10 protein-coding genes and 1 pseudogene are annotated in these 16,634 nt (G+C 71.5%); 4 read left to right on the top strand and 7 right to left on the bottom strand.

Features of this window, described 5'->3' with window-relative positions; genetic code table 11:
• The 3 genes from E8A49_RS21295 to E8A49_RS21285 all read left to right on the top strand — a co-directional run.
• The coding region (locus E8A49_RS21295; RefSeq protein WP_293386296.1) for a PepSY domain-containing protein at window positions 1–877 on the top strand (877 nt) is incomplete at its 5' end.
• Window positions 878–1,017: 140 nt separating this feature from the next.
• Window positions 1,018–2,247, top strand: coding sequence for an efflux RND transporter periplasmic adaptor subunit (locus tag E8A49_RS21290; protein ID WP_293386294.1), 1,230 nt, complete (start codon window positions 1,018–1,020; stop codon window positions 2,245–2,247).
• A gap of 4 nt (window positions 2,248–2,251) precedes the next feature.
• Window positions 2,252–5,416, top strand: coding sequence for a CusA/CzcA family heavy metal efflux RND transporter (locus E8A49_RS21285; protein ID WP_293386292.1), 3,165 nt, complete (start codon window positions 2,252–2,254; stop codon window positions 5,414–5,416).
• Window positions 5,417–5,429: 13 nt separating this feature from the next.
• On the opposite strand, the gene E8A49_RS21280 is transcribed toward E8A49_RS21285, so the two are convergent.
• The 5 genes and pseudogenes from E8A49_RS21280 to E8A49_RS21255 all read right to left on the bottom strand — a co-directional run bounded on the left by E8A49_RS21280 (window position 5,430) and on the right by E8A49_RS21255 (window position 12,855).
• Window positions 5,430–6,905 (bottom strand): efflux transporter outer membrane subunit, encoded by a 1,476-nt coding sequence (locus E8A49_RS21280; RefSeq protein ID WP_293386290.1) that lies wholly within the window; start codon window positions 6,903–6,905, stop codon window positions 5,430–5,432.
• A gap of 136 nt (window positions 6,906–7,041) precedes the next feature.
• The gene (locus tag E8A49_RS21275; RefSeq protein ID WP_293386288.1) at window positions 7,042–10,146 is read right to left on the bottom strand and encodes an efflux RND transporter permease subunit; all 3,105 of its coding nucleotides are present in this window, start codon (window positions 10,144–10,146) and stop codon (window positions 7,042–7,044) included.
• 1 nt (window position 10,147) lies between these two features.
• On the bottom strand, window positions 10,148–11,074 hold the full coding sequence (locus E8A49_RS21270) for a hypothetical protein (RefSeq protein WP_293386286.1): 927 nt from the start codon (window positions 11,072–11,074) through the stop codon (window positions 10,148–10,150).
• Window positions 11,075–11,152: 78 nt separating this feature from the next.
• A pseudogene (locus E8A49_RS21265) lies at window positions 11,153–12,154 on the bottom strand (AbrB family transcriptional regulator).
• Between the two features lie 131 nt (window positions 12,155–12,285).
• Window positions 12,286–12,855 (bottom strand): hydrolase, encoded by a 570-nt coding sequence (locus E8A49_RS21255; RefSeq protein WP_293386280.1) that lies wholly within the window; start codon window positions 12,853–12,855, stop codon window positions 12,286–12,288.
• A gap of 105 nt (window positions 12,856–12,960) precedes the next feature.
• Between E8A49_RS21255 and E8A49_RS21250 the strand changes: the two genes are divergently transcribed.
• The gene (locus tag E8A49_RS21250) at window positions 12,961–13,608 is read left to right on the top strand and encodes a TetR/AcrR family transcriptional regulator (protein ID WP_293386278.1); all 648 of its coding nucleotides are present in this window, start codon (window positions 12,961–12,963) and stop codon (window positions 13,606–13,608) included.
• Here E8A49_RS21250 and E8A49_RS21245 read toward each other — a convergent pair.
• On the bottom strand, window positions 13,599–15,029 hold the full coding sequence (locus E8A49_RS21245) for an efflux transporter outer membrane subunit (RefSeq protein ID WP_293386276.1): 1,431 nt from the start codon (window positions 15,027–15,029) through the stop codon (window positions 13,599–13,601). The two genes, E8A49_RS21250 and E8A49_RS21245, sit on opposite strands and share 10 nt — an antisense overlap.
• A complete protein-coding gene (locus E8A49_RS21240; protein WP_293386274.1) occupies window positions 15,026–16,633 on the bottom strand; it encodes a DHA2 family efflux MFS transporter permease subunit in 1,608 nt (535 codons plus the stop codon). Before E8A49_RS21240 ends, E8A49_RS21245 begins: the two co-directional genes overlap by 4 nt.
• Window position 16,634: the final 1 nt, after the last annotated feature.

Here is a 16,634-nt window from a genome sequence, read left to right as displayed (position 1 = left end):
CATGACGCTGACCGCTCCGGCGCGTTGGGGCTCACTGATCGTGGGCCTGTCCGGCGCGGCGCTGCTGGCGCTGATCCTCTCCGGCGTGCTGTCGCACCCGCGGATCTTCCGCGACGCCTTCCGCCTGCGCCTGGACGGTTCGCCGCGCCTGCGGGAAGCCGAGCTGCACAATCGGCTCAGCGTCTGGGGCCTGCCGTTCCATCTCGTGGTCAGCCTGACCGGAGCGGTCTTCGGGCTCTCCAGCCTGCTGGTCCTGCCGGTGGCGACCCTGGGCTTCCACGGCGACACCGCCCGCGTCTACGCGCCGGTCATCGGGCCGCAAGTTCCCGCGGACGGCCGGCCGATGGCGTTGCCCGATCTCGAGGCGCTCAGCACGCGGGCGAGGGCGGTCATCCCGGGCGCGCGGCTCTACTACCTTGGGATCGAGCGGCCCGGCACGCGGGGCGCGCGGATCACCGTGGAGGTCACGGCGCCCGGCCGGCTCCCGCGCGGGGAGGATGTCTACTACGACGCTCAGGACCGGGAGGTCGGGCGAGGGCGCTCCGTCACCGGCCCGGTCGGGCTGCAGGCCTATTCGGCGGCGGCGCAGTTGCATTTCGGCTTCTTCGGCGGCCTGCCGGTGCGCCTCGCCTACGTCGTCCTGGGCGCGGCCCTGACCTTCGTCAGCGCCTCGGGCGTCACCATCTGGCTCGCGCGACGGCAGGACCGCGGCCGGCCAGCCCCTCGCCTGCGGGCGGCCTGGATGGCGTGGACCTTCGGGGCGCCGCTGGCGCTGCTGCTGGCCGCCCTTGCGTCTCCCGTCGCACCGGTCCCATGGGTCTTCTGGTCCGCCGCCGCGGCGGCCCAGGCGATCGGCCAAGCGCGCGCCGGTCGATAGGGCCCGCCCGGCGCGGTGACCGACGGTTTCCCGCCGCGCGCGGACTGTGTCAGTTGACACATTACGGGCCACGAAAGCTCCGCAATTGAGCGTCAGTTGCCGCCCTCCGGCAGTTCCAGCCAGCGCCGGGTCGAGGGCGGATGAGCGAGACTTCAGGTGACGGCCGCTTGGGCCGGGCGCGGCGGTTGCCGCCTAGCGCCCAGTGGGGCCTGCTGGGCCTCTGCGTCCTGGCCGTGCTCGTGGTGCTGGGCGTGGGCGCGCTCCTTCGCGGCCGCGCCGCGCCGCCCGCGCCGTCCGCCGCTGCGGCGAGCCCCACATCGTTGCGGATCACCGAGCGGCAGTGGCAGTCGCTGACCCTGCGGGCGGCCCAGCCGAAGGCCTTCGCCGACGTCGCGGCCACCGACGGCAAGATCGCCGTCGACGACGACCTGACGACCAGCGTCTACTCGCCCTATTCCGGGCAGGTGACCCGCGTCTTCGTCCGTCTCGGCGACCGGGTCGCCGCCGGCGCGCCGCTGTTCGCCGTCGACGCCCAGGAGATCGCCCAGGGCCAGAGCGACCTCGCCACCACCGCCGCCCAAGTGAAGCTCGCCACCGCCGCCGAGGCGCGCCAGCACGAACTCTACGACGCCCACGGCGCGGCCCTGAAGGACTGGCAACAGAGCCAGACCGACCTCATCAACGCCCAGGCCGCCTATCGCGCGACCCGCGACCGCCTGCGCATCCTGGGCCTCTCCGACGCCGAAATGGATGCGCTCGCGGGCCGCCCCGCGGCCGCGCTCCGGCGCGAGACCATCGTGCGCGCGCCGCGCGCCGGCGTGGTGATGCAGCGCAATGTCAACGCCGGTCAGACCATCGCCAGCCTGACCAACGGCGGGACCGCCGCGGCCTTCGTGGTCAGCGACCTGTCGAAGGTCTGGCTGGTGGGCAACCTGCGCGAAGCCCAGGCTCCGGCGGCCCGGGTCGGCCAGGCGGTCGAGATGACCGTCACCGCGCTGCCGGGACAGACCTTCGCCGGGCGGCTGGATTTCGTCGCGCCCAGCGTCGACCCGGTCACCCGCCGCGTCGCCGTGCGCGCCACTGTCGCCAACCCCGGCGAGCGGCTGAAGCCTGAGATGTTCGCCGACTTCAGCCTGACCACCGGGGAGACCCGCACCTCGGTGGCCGTGCCGGCGGACGCGGTGATCTATGAAGGCGACGCCGCCCGCGTCTGGGTGGCGCGCGCCGCCGACCGCAGCGTGGCGCTGCGCCAGGTGACCACCGGGCGCACCACAGGCGGCGAGGTGGAGGTCCTCTCCGGCCTGCGTCCCGGCGAGCTGGTCGTCACTAGCGGCTCGCTGTTCATCGACCGCGCCGTCCGGGGCGACTGAGGCCATGAACGGGGTCATCGCCTTCGCCCTGCGGCAACGGGGGCTGATGCTCCTGCTGCTGGGAGCCATGGTGGTCGCCGGCGTCTTCGCCTTCCGCCAGCTCAACATCGAGGCCTATCCCGATCCGGTGCCGCCGCTGGTCGACATCGTCACCCAGAGCACCGGCCAGTCGGCGGAGGAGGTCGAGCGCTATGTGACCATCCCTATCGAGGTGCAGCTGGCAGGCATCCCGCACGTCAAGACGATCCGCACCATCTCGCTGTTCGGCCTCTCCGACGTGAAGGTGCAGTTCACCTACGACTTCACCTACGACCAAGCCGAGCAGCGGGTGATCAACCGCCTGTCGCAGCTCGCCCCGTTGCCCAACGGCGCCAGTCCGCAGGTCTCGCCGACGAGCCCGATCGGGGAGATCTACCGCTATCGCCTGACCGGGCCGAAGGGCTACTCGGTGACCGACCTGAAGACCCTGCAGGACTGGGTGCTGCAGCGGCGGTTCAAGGCGGTGCCAGGGGTCATCGACGTCACCGGCTGGGGCGGCAAGACCAAGACCTACGACGTCACCATCGACAAGGCCAAGCTGGTCGCTCACGGCCTGACCCTGCCGCAGGTGATCCAGGTCATCGGCAACAGCAACGTCAACGTCGGCGGCCAGACCGTGAACTTCGGCCCGCAGGCCGCCATCGTCCGCGGCATCGGCCTGATCCAGTCGGTTGACCAGCTGCGCAACACCATGATCGCCAGCCCGAACGGCTCGCCGGTCATGCTGAGCGACGTGGCTGAGGTCAGCATCGGCCACCTGCCGCGCCTGGGCGTCGCCGGCCAGGACCGCGACGACGACATCGTCGAGGGCATCGTCCTGATGCAGCGCGGCGAGAAGAGCATGCCGACCATCCGCGCCGTCGAGGACGAGGTGAAGCTGCTCAATTCCAGCGGCATCCTGCCGCCGGGCGTCAGGATCGAGAAGATCTACGACCGCAGCGACCTGATCGCGGTGACCACCCACACGGTGCTGGACAATATGCTGTTCGGGATCGTGCTGATCTTCCTGGTGCAGTGGATATTCCTGGGCAATTTCCGGACCGCGCTGATCGTCTCGGCGACGGTGCCCTTCGCGCTGTTCTTCGCCGTGCTGATCATGATCCTACGCGGTGAATCCGCGAATCTGTTGTCGGTCGGCGCCATCGACTTCGGCCTGGTGGTCGATGCGACCGTGATCATGGTCGAGAACATCTACCGGCACTTGGCCGAACCCCGGACGCCGCCCCCCGCCGACAGCCCACGCGCCGCGTCCTCGCGGGAGCTGACCACCATCGCCGACGCCGCGGCCGAGGTGAACAAGGCGATCTTCTTTTCCGCGGCGATCATCACCGCCAGCTTCGTGCCCCTGTTCACCCTGACCGGTGTCGAAGGTCACATCTTCGGGCCGATGGCCCAGACCTACGCCTACGCCATCGCCGGCGGCCTGATCGCCACCTTCACGGTGTCGCCGGCGCTCAGCGCCATCCTGTTGCCGGAGAAGGTCAACGAGACCGACACGGTGGTGGTGCGGGGCTTGCGCAACCTCTACCGGCCGGTGCTGCGCTTCGCGCTCGCCAACCGCATCCTGACGCTGGGCGGGGCCGGCCTGATGCTGGTCGTGGCCCTCCTGGCCGGGCGCACCCTGGGGCTCGAGTTCCTGCCGCACCTGGAGGAGGGCAACTTCTGGATCCGCGCCACCATGCCCGCGGCGATCTCGCTGGAGGCCGGCGACGCGGCGGTCAACCGCATGCGCCAGGTGATCGGCCAGTTCCCGGAGGTCGAGACCGTGGTCTCGCAGCATGGCCGCCCGGACGACGGCACCGACTCCACCGGCTTCTTCAACACCGAGTTCTTCGTGCCGCTGAAGCCGTTCAACACCTGGCCGCACGGCATGGACAAGGCCAAGCTGACCAAGGCGCTCGACGAGGCCCTGGAGTCGCAGTTTCCCGGAGTCGACTTCAACTTCTCGCAGAACATCCAGGACAACGTCGAGGAGGCCGCTTCAGGCGTGAAGGGCGAGAATTCGGTGAAGCTGTTCGGGCCGGATCTGATCGCGCTGCAGTCCACCGCCGAGCAGATCAAGGACACCATGGCCAAGGTGCCCGGCATCACCGACCTGGCCGTGCTGACCAGCCTGGGCCAGCCCACGGTCCAGATCCAGATCGACCGCGCCAAGGCCGCGCGATACGGCCTCGCGCCGGGAGACATCAATTCGACGATCCAGGCGGCGATCGGCGGACAGTCGGCCGGGAACTTCTACGAGCAGGGCAGCGACCGCAACTTCCCGATCGTCGTGCGCCTGCAGCCCGAGGACCGCGGCGATCTGGAGGCGATCCGCAACCTGCCGATCGGCGCGACCAACCCGAACGGCGGGGTGGTGCAGGTGCCGCTGGCCGACGTCGCCGACGTGCGGCTGGTCTCCGGCGCGGCCTTCGTCTACCGCGAGAACCAGGAGCGCTACATCCCGATCAAGTTCAGCGTCCGGGGCCGCGACCTGGGCGGGGCGGTTCTGGAGGCCCAGCGCGCGGTCGCCGACAAGGTCAAGGTGCCGGGCGGCTATCACCTGGAATGGGTGGGCGAGCTCGGCGAACTGCAGAGCGCGCTGACCCGGCTAGAGGTCGTCGTGCCCTTGAGCCTGCTGCTGATCGGCCTCCTGTTGTTCCTGAACTTCTCGCGTCTCAGCGACACCTTGCTGGCGGCCAGCGTCATGCCGATGGCGATGATCGGCGGCGTGCTGGCGCTGTTCGTCACCCAGACGCCGCTCAGCATTTCCGCGGCGATCGGCTTCATCGGCCTGTTCGGCATTTCGGTGATGAATGGGATCATCGTGCTGTCGTCGTTCAACCGCCTGGTGGGCGCGGGCTTTCCCCGCGATGCGGCCTTGCTGCGGGCCTGCGAGACCCAGCTGCGGCCCGTGGCCATGACCAGCATCGCCGCCTGCGTCGGGCTCCTACCCGCGGCGTTGTCGACGGCGATCGGCTCGCAGGTGCAGAGGCCGCTGGCGCTCGTGGTGGTGGGCGGCATGCTGCTGGCGCCGGCCCTGGTGCTGGTGGTCCTGCCGGTGCTGATCGACGTCTTCTCGCGTCGCGGCCTGAACTATCGCCAGGCCGAGCCTGAGGGCGGAGCCGTTCCCGAGGCCGAGGCGCCTTAGCGGTCGAAGGGGCTCAGGACGTCGCCGACCAAGGACCAGCGCCCAGCGCTTGGAACAGCGCCACGGTGTCGGTGAAGCGGCTGGTGCGGGCCTGGATCAGGGCGATGCGGCTCTGCTGGGCCGCCTGCTGGGCGGTGTAGAGCGCCGCGGCGCTGACCTCGCCGGAGCGTTCGCGGGCCTCGGTCAGCTGCAGGGTGCGCGCTGCGGCGCGATCCGCGTTCACCGCCAGTTGCAGGGCGTCGGCGTCGATCTGCAGCGCCTGCAGGGCGTCGGCCACCCCCTGGAAAGCCGACAGAGAGGTGCTGCGGTACTGCGCCAGCGCCTGGGCGTAGGCGGCTTCGGCGGCGCGCTGCTGGTGGAGCAGGGCGCCGCCGTGGAAGATCGGCTGCGCGACGCCCGCCGCGAGACTCCAGAAGCCGTTCGGCGCCGACGTCAGCTGCGCGATCCGGTCGGCGTTGCTGCCGCCGTTGGCGGTGAGGTTGAAGCTGGGCAGGCGCGCGGCGGCGGCGACCCCGATGTTGGCGCTGGCCTGGTGCAGGTTGGCTTCGGCGGCGCGGACGTCGGGGCGGTGCTGCGCCAGCGCCGCCGGCACGCTCACCGGGATGTTCTGCGGCAGCTGCAGGCTCGCGATGTCGAGGTCCACGGCTGGACCTTCGGATGGATAGCGCCCGAGCAGGATCGCCAGCAGGTCCTTCTCCGTGGCGAGCTGGCGGGTGAGCGGCGGCACGGCCTGCTGGGCTTGGGCGAGCGCGCTTTCCTGGGCGGCGACCTCAGCCGCCGAGACCTCGCCCACGCGCTCCTGCAGGCGCAGGATGTCGAGCAGCTTGGTCTCCGCGGCGATGATGTCCTGGTTGGCGGCGATCTGGCCGCGCAGGCTCGCCACCTGCAGCGCCGTCTGGACCACATTGGAGGTCAGCGTCAGGTAGGCCGCGTCGACCTGGGCGTTCGCCGCCTGCACCTGCGCCTTGGCGGCCTCGACCTGCCGCCGGACCCCGCCAAATACGTCGGGGACGTAGGAGATCGCCACCTGCGCCGTGTAGAGGTTGTAGATCGAGGCGTTGTCGGCCAGCACCGGGGCGATGACCGCCGAGGTCTTGTTGCGCGAGCCGTTGAAGCTCGCGTCCACCGTCGGCAGGTAGGCGGCGCGCTGGACGCGCAGCAGCTCGCGGCTTTGCGCCAGCGCGCTCTGGGCGGCGGCGAGGTCGGGGTTGTTGGCGATCGCCTCCTTCACCAGGGCGTCGATCTGCGGCGAGGCGAAGAGGCGCCACCATTCCGCCGGCAGGGTCTTGCCCGCGTCGAAGGTCTGGGCCGCGCCGGCCGGATCGGCGACCTGGCTGGTCTGGGTCGGCTGGGACGCGACGAATTCCGAGACCTTGGGCGGCGCCGGCGGTGTGTAGTTCGGGCCCGCCGCGCAGCCGGCGGACAGCGCGCTCAGCAACGCGATCGGCGCAGCCCGCAACATCGCCGTCCTGCGCGTTCGGGAGATCAAGCGAAGGTCCCTCGTTTGTCCGGCGGCCCGCAGCCAACTGGCGGCGCAGAATACCGCGATCCGCTGGCGCGGCGCCAGCCGACTGACCTCCGCGCGCCACCTCCTGCGCCCTGGCGAAGGCGGGATCGTGGCGGCCTCATGTCGCCTCTGGAACGGTGGGCGCGGCCGGCGCGGAGGCCGCCGGCGGGCGCCAGGCGGAAAGGGCCAGCGGCGGCAGGAGCAAGAGTCCCAGGAGGGTGCACGTCACCAGGCCGCCGATGATCACCTGCGCCATCGGGCCCAGCAGCTCCATGCCCGGCCGTCCCGCATCCAGGGCCATGGGCGCCAGCGCCGCGCTGACCAGGAGCGCGCTGGTGACGATGGGCCAGAGCCGCTGGCGGGCCGCCAGCCGGACGGTCTCCGCCGTCCAGGGCCGGGCGCGGGCCACCACGAGGTCCTCCACCCGCGAGACCAGCAGGATCGCCGCGCGCGCCGAAATCCCGAACAGGGCGACGAATCCCGCCAGCGCGCCCAACGACAGCACCCCGCCGGTCAGGGCCACCACCGCGGCCCCGCCGACGAAGGCGAAGGCGGTGGATCCCAGCACCAGCACCCCCGCCCGGGCGGACCCGAAGGCGAACCCCAGGAGGGCCAGCATGCCTACGGCGGCGAGCGCGATCCCAGTCAGCGCGTTCCCGCCGCCCAACTCGCCGGAGTTCACCGACACGAAGTCGAGGTAGACGCCGGGCGGCAGCGTCACGGCCTTGGCGACGCGCGCCTGGGCCTCGCGGATGAAGGCGCGCTCGTCGCCCACGCCGTCGGCGAACACCGACTGCCGGCGCACCCCGCCATCATGCTCGATCGCGCCGCGGGTCTCGGAGAGATAGACGTTGGCCACGGTCTTCAACGGCGCGGAGACGCCCGAGCTCGACCGCAGCAGCAGGTCGCCGGCGCCGTCCGGGTCCTTGCGCAGATCGGTCTGGGCGGTGACCACGATGTCGACGGCGCGGCCCTTGTCGTAGACCTGGGCGGCGCGGCGGCCCTCGAAGGCGGTCTGGACGGTGTCGAGCACGTCGGCGGCGGACAGGCCATAGATCGCCAGGCGCTGGAAGTTCAGGTCGACGCGGACGGCGGGCGCGGCGGCGGCGATGGGCGCGGTGACGTGGCGTGCGCCCGGAACGCCGGCCAGCGCCATCGCCACCTTGGCCGCGGTGGCGTCCAGGGCGTCGAGGTCGTCGCCGGAAATCCGCACCTCGACCTGGCCGCGCCGCTCGGGGCCGGTGACCTCGCTGGCGAAGCGCGAGCGGACGTCGGCGTGGAAGCCGGTGTAGCGCTCGAGGGCTGCGCGGATCTTCCGCTCCGCGGCGTCCTGGGCGCTATCCGAGAGGCCGGGCTTAAGCTCGATGTCGAAGAGGGCGTGCTCCGGCCCGGATGGATCGATCCCCGTCTCGGCGCGGCCGGTGAGCTGGGAGACCGTGGCGACCTGCGGGATCGCCAGCAGATCCCGCGTCATCCGCCGCCCGTAATCCTGCATCGCCGAGATGGAGGTCGAAGCCGGGCCGCTAAGTTCGGCGGTCAGGTGGCCGCTGTGAAAGGGTGGCAAGAACTCCAGGCGGAAGGCCGCGAAGGCGAAGCCGGCGACCAGCACCAGCGCCAGGCTCGCCAGCCAGATCCATCCGGCCCCGATGCGCATCACCCCGGCCAGCGCGCCGTCGTAGCCCTGCTTCAGCCGGTGCAGGACGGGGGGCTCGTGATCGGGGCGCACATGGCCGAGGAACATCAGGGCGAGCGCCGGCGTCACCAGCATGGCGACCAGGAGCGAGGCGACGAGGGCGGCGATCACCGCGGTCGCCAAGGGGGCGAGCAGGGCGCCGGCGACGCCCGGGATGACATAGACCGGCAGCAGGCCCACCACGATCAGCGCCGTGGCGTAGAGCACCGGCTCGCGCACCTCGATCGACGCCCGCAGCAAGGCCTCGGACCGCGAGCCGTCGTGGAATTCGGCGTCGCGCAGGCGGTTCAGCAGGTGGTCGAAGTCGATAACCGCGTCGTCCAGCACCAGCCCTAGCGCCAGGACGAGACCGCCCAGGGTCATGACGTTCAGCGTCCAGCCCAGCAGGCTGAGCACGGTCAAGGCCGCGGCCAACGACAGCGGCAGGCTCAAGAGGGCGACGATGGCGGCCCGCCAGTCGCGCAGCGCCAGGACCAGCAGCACCGCCGCCAGGATCGCGCCGATCACGAGGTCTCGGGTCAGGCCGCTCAGGCCCGCGGTGATGAAACTGGCCGGACGGTCGATGGACAGGTCCGTTGTGACGCCCTCAGCCTGCAAGACCGGGCGCAGCAGGGCCAGCTTGGCTTCGACGGCGCGGGTGGTGTCGAGGGGGTTGGCGCCCATCTGGGCGCGGATGCGCAGCACCACCGCCGCCCGGCCCTGCACCTGGGCGTCGCCCACCGGCGGGGCGGGCCCGTCGACCACGTCGGCGACATCGCTGATCCGCGTGGGCGCGCTGCCCACCACCTGGATCTGGCCGGCCTCGACGTCCTCTGGCGTCAGCGCCTGGCCATGCGGATCGACCAAGACGCGTTGGGTGGGCGTATCGATGAAGCCCGCGCCGGCCACGCCGGTGGCGCGGCGCACAGCCTCGAAGACGTCGGCGTAGCCCAGATCGCTGTCGGACAGGTCGCCCGCGCGGGCGCGCACCTCGATCCGGCGCACCTCGCCGCCATAGACCTCAATCTCGGCGACGCCGGGCGTCGAGAGCAGCGGCGGGCGCGCGGTCCACTGGACCAGGGTGCGTAGGTCCATGGGCGACAACTTCGCGCTGGTGAACGCCACCTTCAGCACGTCGCCGCCGCCGGCCGTGGCAGGCGACAGGCGCGGCGCGCCCACGCCCTGCGGCAGGCCCGCGGCGACCGGGGCCAGGCGCTCGGCGATCGCCTGGCGCACCCGCAACGGCTGCGCGCCGGTCTGGAACCGCAGGGTCACGACGGACCGGCCGGGGATCGAGGTGGAATGGATGTCGGCGACGCCGGGCGTGCCGATCAGGGCGTTCTCGACGGTGCGGGTGACCAGCTGCTCCACCTGCTCGGCGCCGAGGCCGGCCGCCTCGGTCTCCACCGAGGCCGAGGCCGGCGCGAGCGGCGGCAGCAGGTCCTGCTTCAGGCCGCCGGCGGCGAGGGCGCCATAGACCAGCAGCAGCGCGGCGGCGGCGATCACCACCCGCGGGCATCGCAGCGCCTGCCGGACGAGGGCGGAGATCACGCTACCGCGCCTGGCCGGCGGCGAGGTCGGCGGCGAACAGGCCCGCGACGCCGCTCACCGCCACCTGCTCGCCGGGCGCGAAGCCCTTGGCCACGAAATATCCGCCGTCCTCCGGCAACTCGTCCTGCAACAGGCGGCGTTCGAACTGGGCGTCGCCGTGACGGACGTAAGCCCAGAGGGAGCCTTGGTAGCGGACCACGGACTCCTTCTTGATCACCACGCCGCTCTTGGGGCTGCCGGTGTCGATATGGGCGCTTTGGGTGAGGCCGACGGAGAGCAGGATCGCCGAGGGGCCGGTCACCTCGACAATCAGGCCGGAGGACTGCAGCCGCGGCTCGGCGGCGCGGGCGGGGCCCAGCACCACGCCACCGACGCTGGTGTCGGCGCTGACGTCGATCTTCACCGTCCTGGCCCCGGCCTGGCCGGCGTTGGAGGGGGTGTCCACGTGCACCAGGGCCGCGACGCCCTTCGACAGGGCGCTGACCAGGGCCTGTCGGCGCGCCTCGCTCATGCGCGCGACGCCGGGACCCCATTCGAGACCCAGGCGCTGGCGCAGGATCTCGACCTTCAGCGCGTCGGATTTGGCCTGGGCTTCTGCGGCCTCCTGGTCCTTGCGGGCCAGCGCGCCGCCGGTGGTGGCCAGGGTCTTGGCCCGGACGGCTTCGGCGCGGGAGGCCTCGGCCGCGGCGACGGCGGTCAGGAGGTCCGAATTGAGCTGCGCCAGCGGGCCGGGATCGAGCACCTTGGCGAAGGCGTCCACCTGGGCCTTGTGCTGGCCGGCGGCGAGCGGCTCGGTCTTGACCCCCAGGGTCTTCTGTTGCGCGCCCGAAAGGGTGACGCCGCCGCTCGCGGCGGCCGACCAGGCGGGGCCGGTCGCCATGACGGAAAGGGCCAGGACGGCCCGCAGGATCTGGATTCGAGTTTTCACGATCCCCGCCACCGTTCCGGCGTCGCGCGAAAGCCGCGTTCCGGTCCGCTTAGGCTAACCCGGTTCGCGGATTCCGGGCTAGTCGAGATCGCCAAGATCGGGCGGCTCGGAAGTCTCCGGCTGAGGCGCGGTCCGGGTCAGGGTTCCGGCCACCCAGCGCGCCACCTGCGGGCCGATCGCCAGCACCACGATCACCCGCAGCGTCTGCAGGGCCATGACGAACGGCGTGTCGACCTTGGTGGAGGCGGCGATGATCGCCGCGGCGTCGACGCCGCCGGGGCTGGTGGCGAGGTAGGCGGTCAGCGGATCGACGTGCAGCAGGACCACCAGCAGCCAGGCCAGGGCGCCGCAGAAGGCCATCAGGAGGGCGGTGGCGCCCAGGCTCTGGGGCAGGGCCCGGGCGGCGGCGGCCAGCACCTCGCGGGTGAAGCGCAGGCCGGTGTTCCAGCCGATCACCGCATAGCTGGCGATCAGCACGACGGGCGGCAGCTCGAGAGTGACCCAGCCCATGACGTTCAGCACGGCGCCCAGCGCCAGGGGCCCCAGCAGCACGCCGGCCGGGATCCGCGAGGCGAGGCCAACGCCGCCGCCCACGGCCGCCACGGCGATGGTGGCGGCAAGGTTCTGCAGGTGGACCGGCGGGAAATAGCCGCCGGCGAAGCGCGGGGCGCCGCCGCCATGCACGAACAGCAGGGCCACGCCGGACGCGGCGGCGGCGACCAGCACCACGCGCAGGTACTGCATGAAGGCGACCAAGCGGACGTCCGCGCCATAGGCCTCGCCCATCACCATCATCGCGGTGGCCGCGCCGGGCAGCATGCCCCAGACGGCCGTCGTGCCGGGAACGATGCGCAGGCGGCTCATGGCTCAGCCGATGCCTGCGCTGGCCGCAATCGAGGCCGCCACCACCGTCAGGAACACCGGCCAGTGGCTTGCGAAGCCGCCGACTATGGCTGGCGTGATCGAACGCGCGACCAGGCAACCGACGATCGTCTGGGCGGCGGCCATCAAGGGGCGGGGAACTTTCACCGCGCCGCCCGCCGCCTGGACGCAGGCCGCGGCGGCCAACGGCCCCAGCATCAGGCCCGCCGGCAGCCGGGCCAACTGCAGCAGTCCCGCGCCCACGGCGGAGGCGGCCAGCAGGGCGACCCATCGTCCGGCGGCAGGCAGGCGGTCCAGTGGCCGGCGCGCTGTCGCCGGGGGCGCCTCGATCACGCCTGCAGCTCGATCTCGTCGGTCTTGGCCACGCGGCTGAGCCGCGGGAAGATCTTCTCGAAGGCGAAGGCGTGCATCTCGGCCGTGTGGGTCGCCGTGGCGTCCTCGGCCAGCACCACGGCGTAGCCGTGCTCATGCGCGGCGCGGGCCGTCGATTCCACGCCCATGTTGGTGGCGATGCCGCCGATGACCACGGTGGTGACGCCGCGGCGACGCAGCTGCAGGTCGAGGTCGGTGCCGTAGAAGGCGCCCCACTGCCGTTTGGTGACCCGAAGGTCGGAGGGTTCGGCCAGGCCGTCGACGAGTTCGGTCCAGCCTTCAGGAAAGCCGCCGGGCGGCATCCCCGAGGGCTGATCGACAGGGCTCTTCAGGGAATCGGCCAAGTCCGGCGCGAAGGCGACATTGACCAGCACCACCGGCGCCTTCGCTGCGCGGAACCGGCGGGCCAGGTCCATGCCCTTGGCGACGACCGCCTCGCCGGAATGGGGCTGAAGCGGCAGGCCGGCGATGAACTTCTGGAGGTCGACCAGGATCAGGGCCGTGGTCTGGGCGGGCAGGGTGATCATCGGGGCGTCCTTTCGGGATCGCGGCGTCCGTTTCCGCCCGTTGTCCGGGGGAGCGCGAGGCGCTACAGAGTTGAGGATGGACTCAAGCAGCGTCTCTATTTGAGGATGTCCTCAACTTCGTCAAGCCGGAATCGCGGGCCGCTGGCGCCGCAGCGCGAGGTCGGCCGCCAGCGGGTCGCCGACCTGATCGAGGCGGCGGCGGCGGTGATCCAGGAACGCGGGTTCGAGGCCGCGACCATGGCCGAGATCGCCGCGCGGGCCGAGGCGAAGATCGGCTCCCTCTATCGCTTCTTTCCCAACAAGGACGCCATCGCCGACGCGCTGATGGCGCACCAGGCCGAGATCCTGCGGACCGAGTACGACGCGCTACATGCCCGGGCGGCGGACGCTACGCCGGAGGCGCTGGCCGATATGCTCATCGACCTTCTGGTCAAGCTGCACCCGCAGACCCAGGGCCTCGCCGCTATGCTGGATTCGCGGACGGACTGGACGGCGGTGCGCCAGAGGTTCCGCGCCCAGACCCTGGCGGGCATCAAGACGGCGCTGACCACCTGCGCGCCTGGCCTCGGCGACGCGGAGGCGGACGACGTCGCCGCCGTGATGCTCAACAACATGAAGACCATGGTGGGCATGATCAGCAAGGACGCGCCCACCAGCCCCGGCGCGCCGGAGGAGCTGCGGCTGATGACCCGGCTCTATCTGGCGGCCAAGCTCGCGCCTGGCCGGCTCGGCGGCGGGGCTGCTCAGGCCTGAGGGCTCCAGCCGCCGCCAAGCGCGGTGTAGAGGCTGACCAGGTCGCCGATCACCGCGCCCTGCGCCTGCAACAGCTGGTCGTTGGCCTGGGTGACCGAACCCTGAGCCTGCAGCACGTCGATGAACGGGGTGAGCCCGGCCCTGTAGCGGGCGTCGGCCAGGGCGGCGCTGTCCTGCGAGGTCTTCAGGTCCTCGGCGTAGCGGGTCTGGCGCTCGCGGTCCGCTGTATAGGCGGTGAGCGCGTCTTCCACGTCCTGCAGGGCGCTGAGCCAGGCCTTGCGGTAGGCGAGGTCGGCCTGGACCGCTTCCTCGCGCTTGGCCTTAATGTTGGCGCGGGTCTTGCCAGCGTCGAACAGAGTCCAGCTGCCATCGGCGACGCCGATAGTGGAGAAGTTGCGGCTCGACAGCAGGCTGGAGAGGTCGCGGCTGGCGAAGCTCGCCAGGCCCAGCAGGTCGAGTTTCGGATAGAGGTCTGCGGTGGCGACGCCGATCTGTGCGGAGGCCGAGGCCAGGCTGCGCTCGGCGACGCGGATGTCGGGACGGCGCTGCAACAACTCCGACGGCAAGCCGACGGGCAGGGCCGCGGGTTCCGCCGGCAGATCCTTGGGCGGCGACAGTTCGGCGTCCAGCGCTGTCGGCGGCTGGGCGAGCAGGACGCCCAGCGCATGGATGGCGCCGCGGGCCTGCTGATCGAGCTGCGGGATTTCGGCGCGGCGGGCCTGCAGGGCCTGCCTCTGCTGGTTCACGTCGAGCTCAGTGACCACGCCGGCCTTCGACCGCGCCGCCACCAGCGACATCAGGTCGGAGATGCGCGCCACGTCGGCGTCGGCCTGCGCGCGGCGGGCCTGGGCCAGGCGCAGGGTCATATAGGCCTTGGCCACTTCGGCCGAGAGGGCGACCTGCGCGTCGCGGACCTGCCAGTGGGCGGCCTCGGCCTGGGCTTCGGCGGACTCGATGCCGCGCCGCGTCCCGCCGAAGATGTCGATCTCCCAGGTGGCGTCGACGCCCAGCGAATAGACATCGAGGTGCTTGGGCAGGGAGAAGCCGCTGGACGCCGCCGCGGGCGGCGCGCCGCCGATGGCGCTCTGGGCGTCGCGGCGCGCGGCGATGCCGCTGGCGCTGGCGTCGGGGAACAACGCCGCACGCGCGACGACGATCTGCTGGCGCGCTTCGCGCAGCCGCGAGGCGGCGGTCTTGACGTCGAGGTTCTGGGCCAGCGCGCGGTCGACCAGGCTGTCCAGCACCGGGTCGCCGAGCTGGCGCCACCACTGCGAGAGATCGGCGGCGTCGCCGGTGGCGCCGGGCGTGCGCGCGGCCTCGCCGAACGCCGGCGGCGCCTCCAGCTTCGGCTGGCGGTAGTTGGGGCCGACCATGCAGCCGCCCAGGGCCAGCAGCGACAGGAGACCGACCAGGCGCCTCATCGCGCGGCTCCCTGTCCGGCCGGCTGGGTGCGCAGGAGGAGCACCAGGGGCGCCATGCAGCCCACGAACAGGGTCAGCATCCAGAAGACGTCCATGTAGGAGATCAGCTCCGCCTGCTTCAGCACTGTCTGGTAGAGGCTGCCCATCTGCACCCCGTCGAGCTGTCCGACGCCAATGCCGATGCCCCGCAGGCGGTCGCCGATCACCGCGGTCTGGGCCTGGTAGTTGGGATTGAGCGGGTTCAGGCCCTCCACCAGCCGCGACTGGTGGAACTGCTCGCGCTGGGCCAGGAAGGTCTGGACCGCCGAGATGCCGAGGGTGCCGCCGAGGTTCCGCGAGATCGACAGCATCGACGACGCCTGGCTCGACTGGTCCGGCGGCAGGCCGACGTAGGCGGCGTTGCTCAGCGGCACGAACAGGAACGGGATGCCGGCGGCGATCCACACCCGCATCTGGGCGGCGTAGCCGAAGGAGATGTCGCCGTTGATGTGCGTCAGCCGCCACATGGCGAAGGTCTCGATCGCCATGCCGAAGGCGAGCAGCCAGCGCGGCTGTATCTTGCCGGTCAGGACGCCCACCAGGGGCATGATCAGCAGCGTCACCGCCCCGCCGGCGGTCATGGCGTAGCCGGTGTTGGTGGCGGTGTAGCCCAGCACCTCCTGCAACAGCTGCGGCAGGAACTGGGTGGTGCCGAACAGGATCACCCCCACCACCAGGATCAGAACATTGGCCAGCGCATAGTTGCGGCTGCCGAACAGGCGCAGGTTCAGGAGCGGCTCTTCGTTGGTGAACTCGCGCACGACGAAGGCGATCAGACCGAGGATCGCCAGGCCGGCGGCGATGACGATGGAGGGGTCGGAGAACCAGTCGAGCCGCTGGCCGCGGTCCATGGTGTATTCCAGGCAGCCCAGGCCGATGGCGATGAAGGCGAAGCCGATGAGGTCGAGCCGCAGGCCGCGGTCGATCTTGGCCTGGCGCTCCTTTTCCAGGGCCTCGGGTTCGACCAGCACGGTCTGCACGAGGAACAGCGACAGCGCCGCCACCGGCAGGTTGATGAAGAAGATCCAGCGCCACGAGAGGTCGTCGGTGATCACCCCGCCCAGCGTCGGGCCGATAGTGGGCGCCAGGATCACCGTCAGGCCGAACAGCGCCAGCGCCAGGCCCCGCCGCTGCGGCGGGAAGGTGTCCACCAGGATCGCCTGGGTCGTCGGCTGCAACCCGCCGCCGGCCAGGCCCTGGATCACCCTCGCCAGCACCAGGACGGTCAGGTTGGGCGCCAGGCCGCACATGGCCGAGGCGATGCCGAAGCCCGCCACGCAGATCATGTAGTAGCGCTTTCGCCCGACCACCGAGGACAGCCAGGAGGAGATCGGCACGGTGATGGCGTTGGCGATCAGGTAGCTGGTCAGCACCCAGGTCGCCTCGTCGTAGCTCGACGACAGGCCGCCGGCGATGTGGCGCAGGGCGACGTTGGCGATGGAGGTGTCGAGCACCTCCATGAAGGTCGAGATCGAGACGACCGTGGCGATGATCCACGGGTTGCCGCCGCCGGCCGCCGACCGCGCCGCCGACCAACCGCCAGCCTGGGCGGGCGCTTCCGACACG

This window comes from Phenylobacterium sp. (assembly GCF_004799515.1).
In the GTDB taxonomy this organism is placed as follows: Bacteria; Pseudomonadota; Alphaproteobacteria; order Caulobacterales; family Caulobacteraceae; genus Phenylobacterium.
The sequence above is the reverse complement of the archived record's forward strand: the minus strand, read 5'-3'. Positions and strand labels throughout refer to the sequence as shown.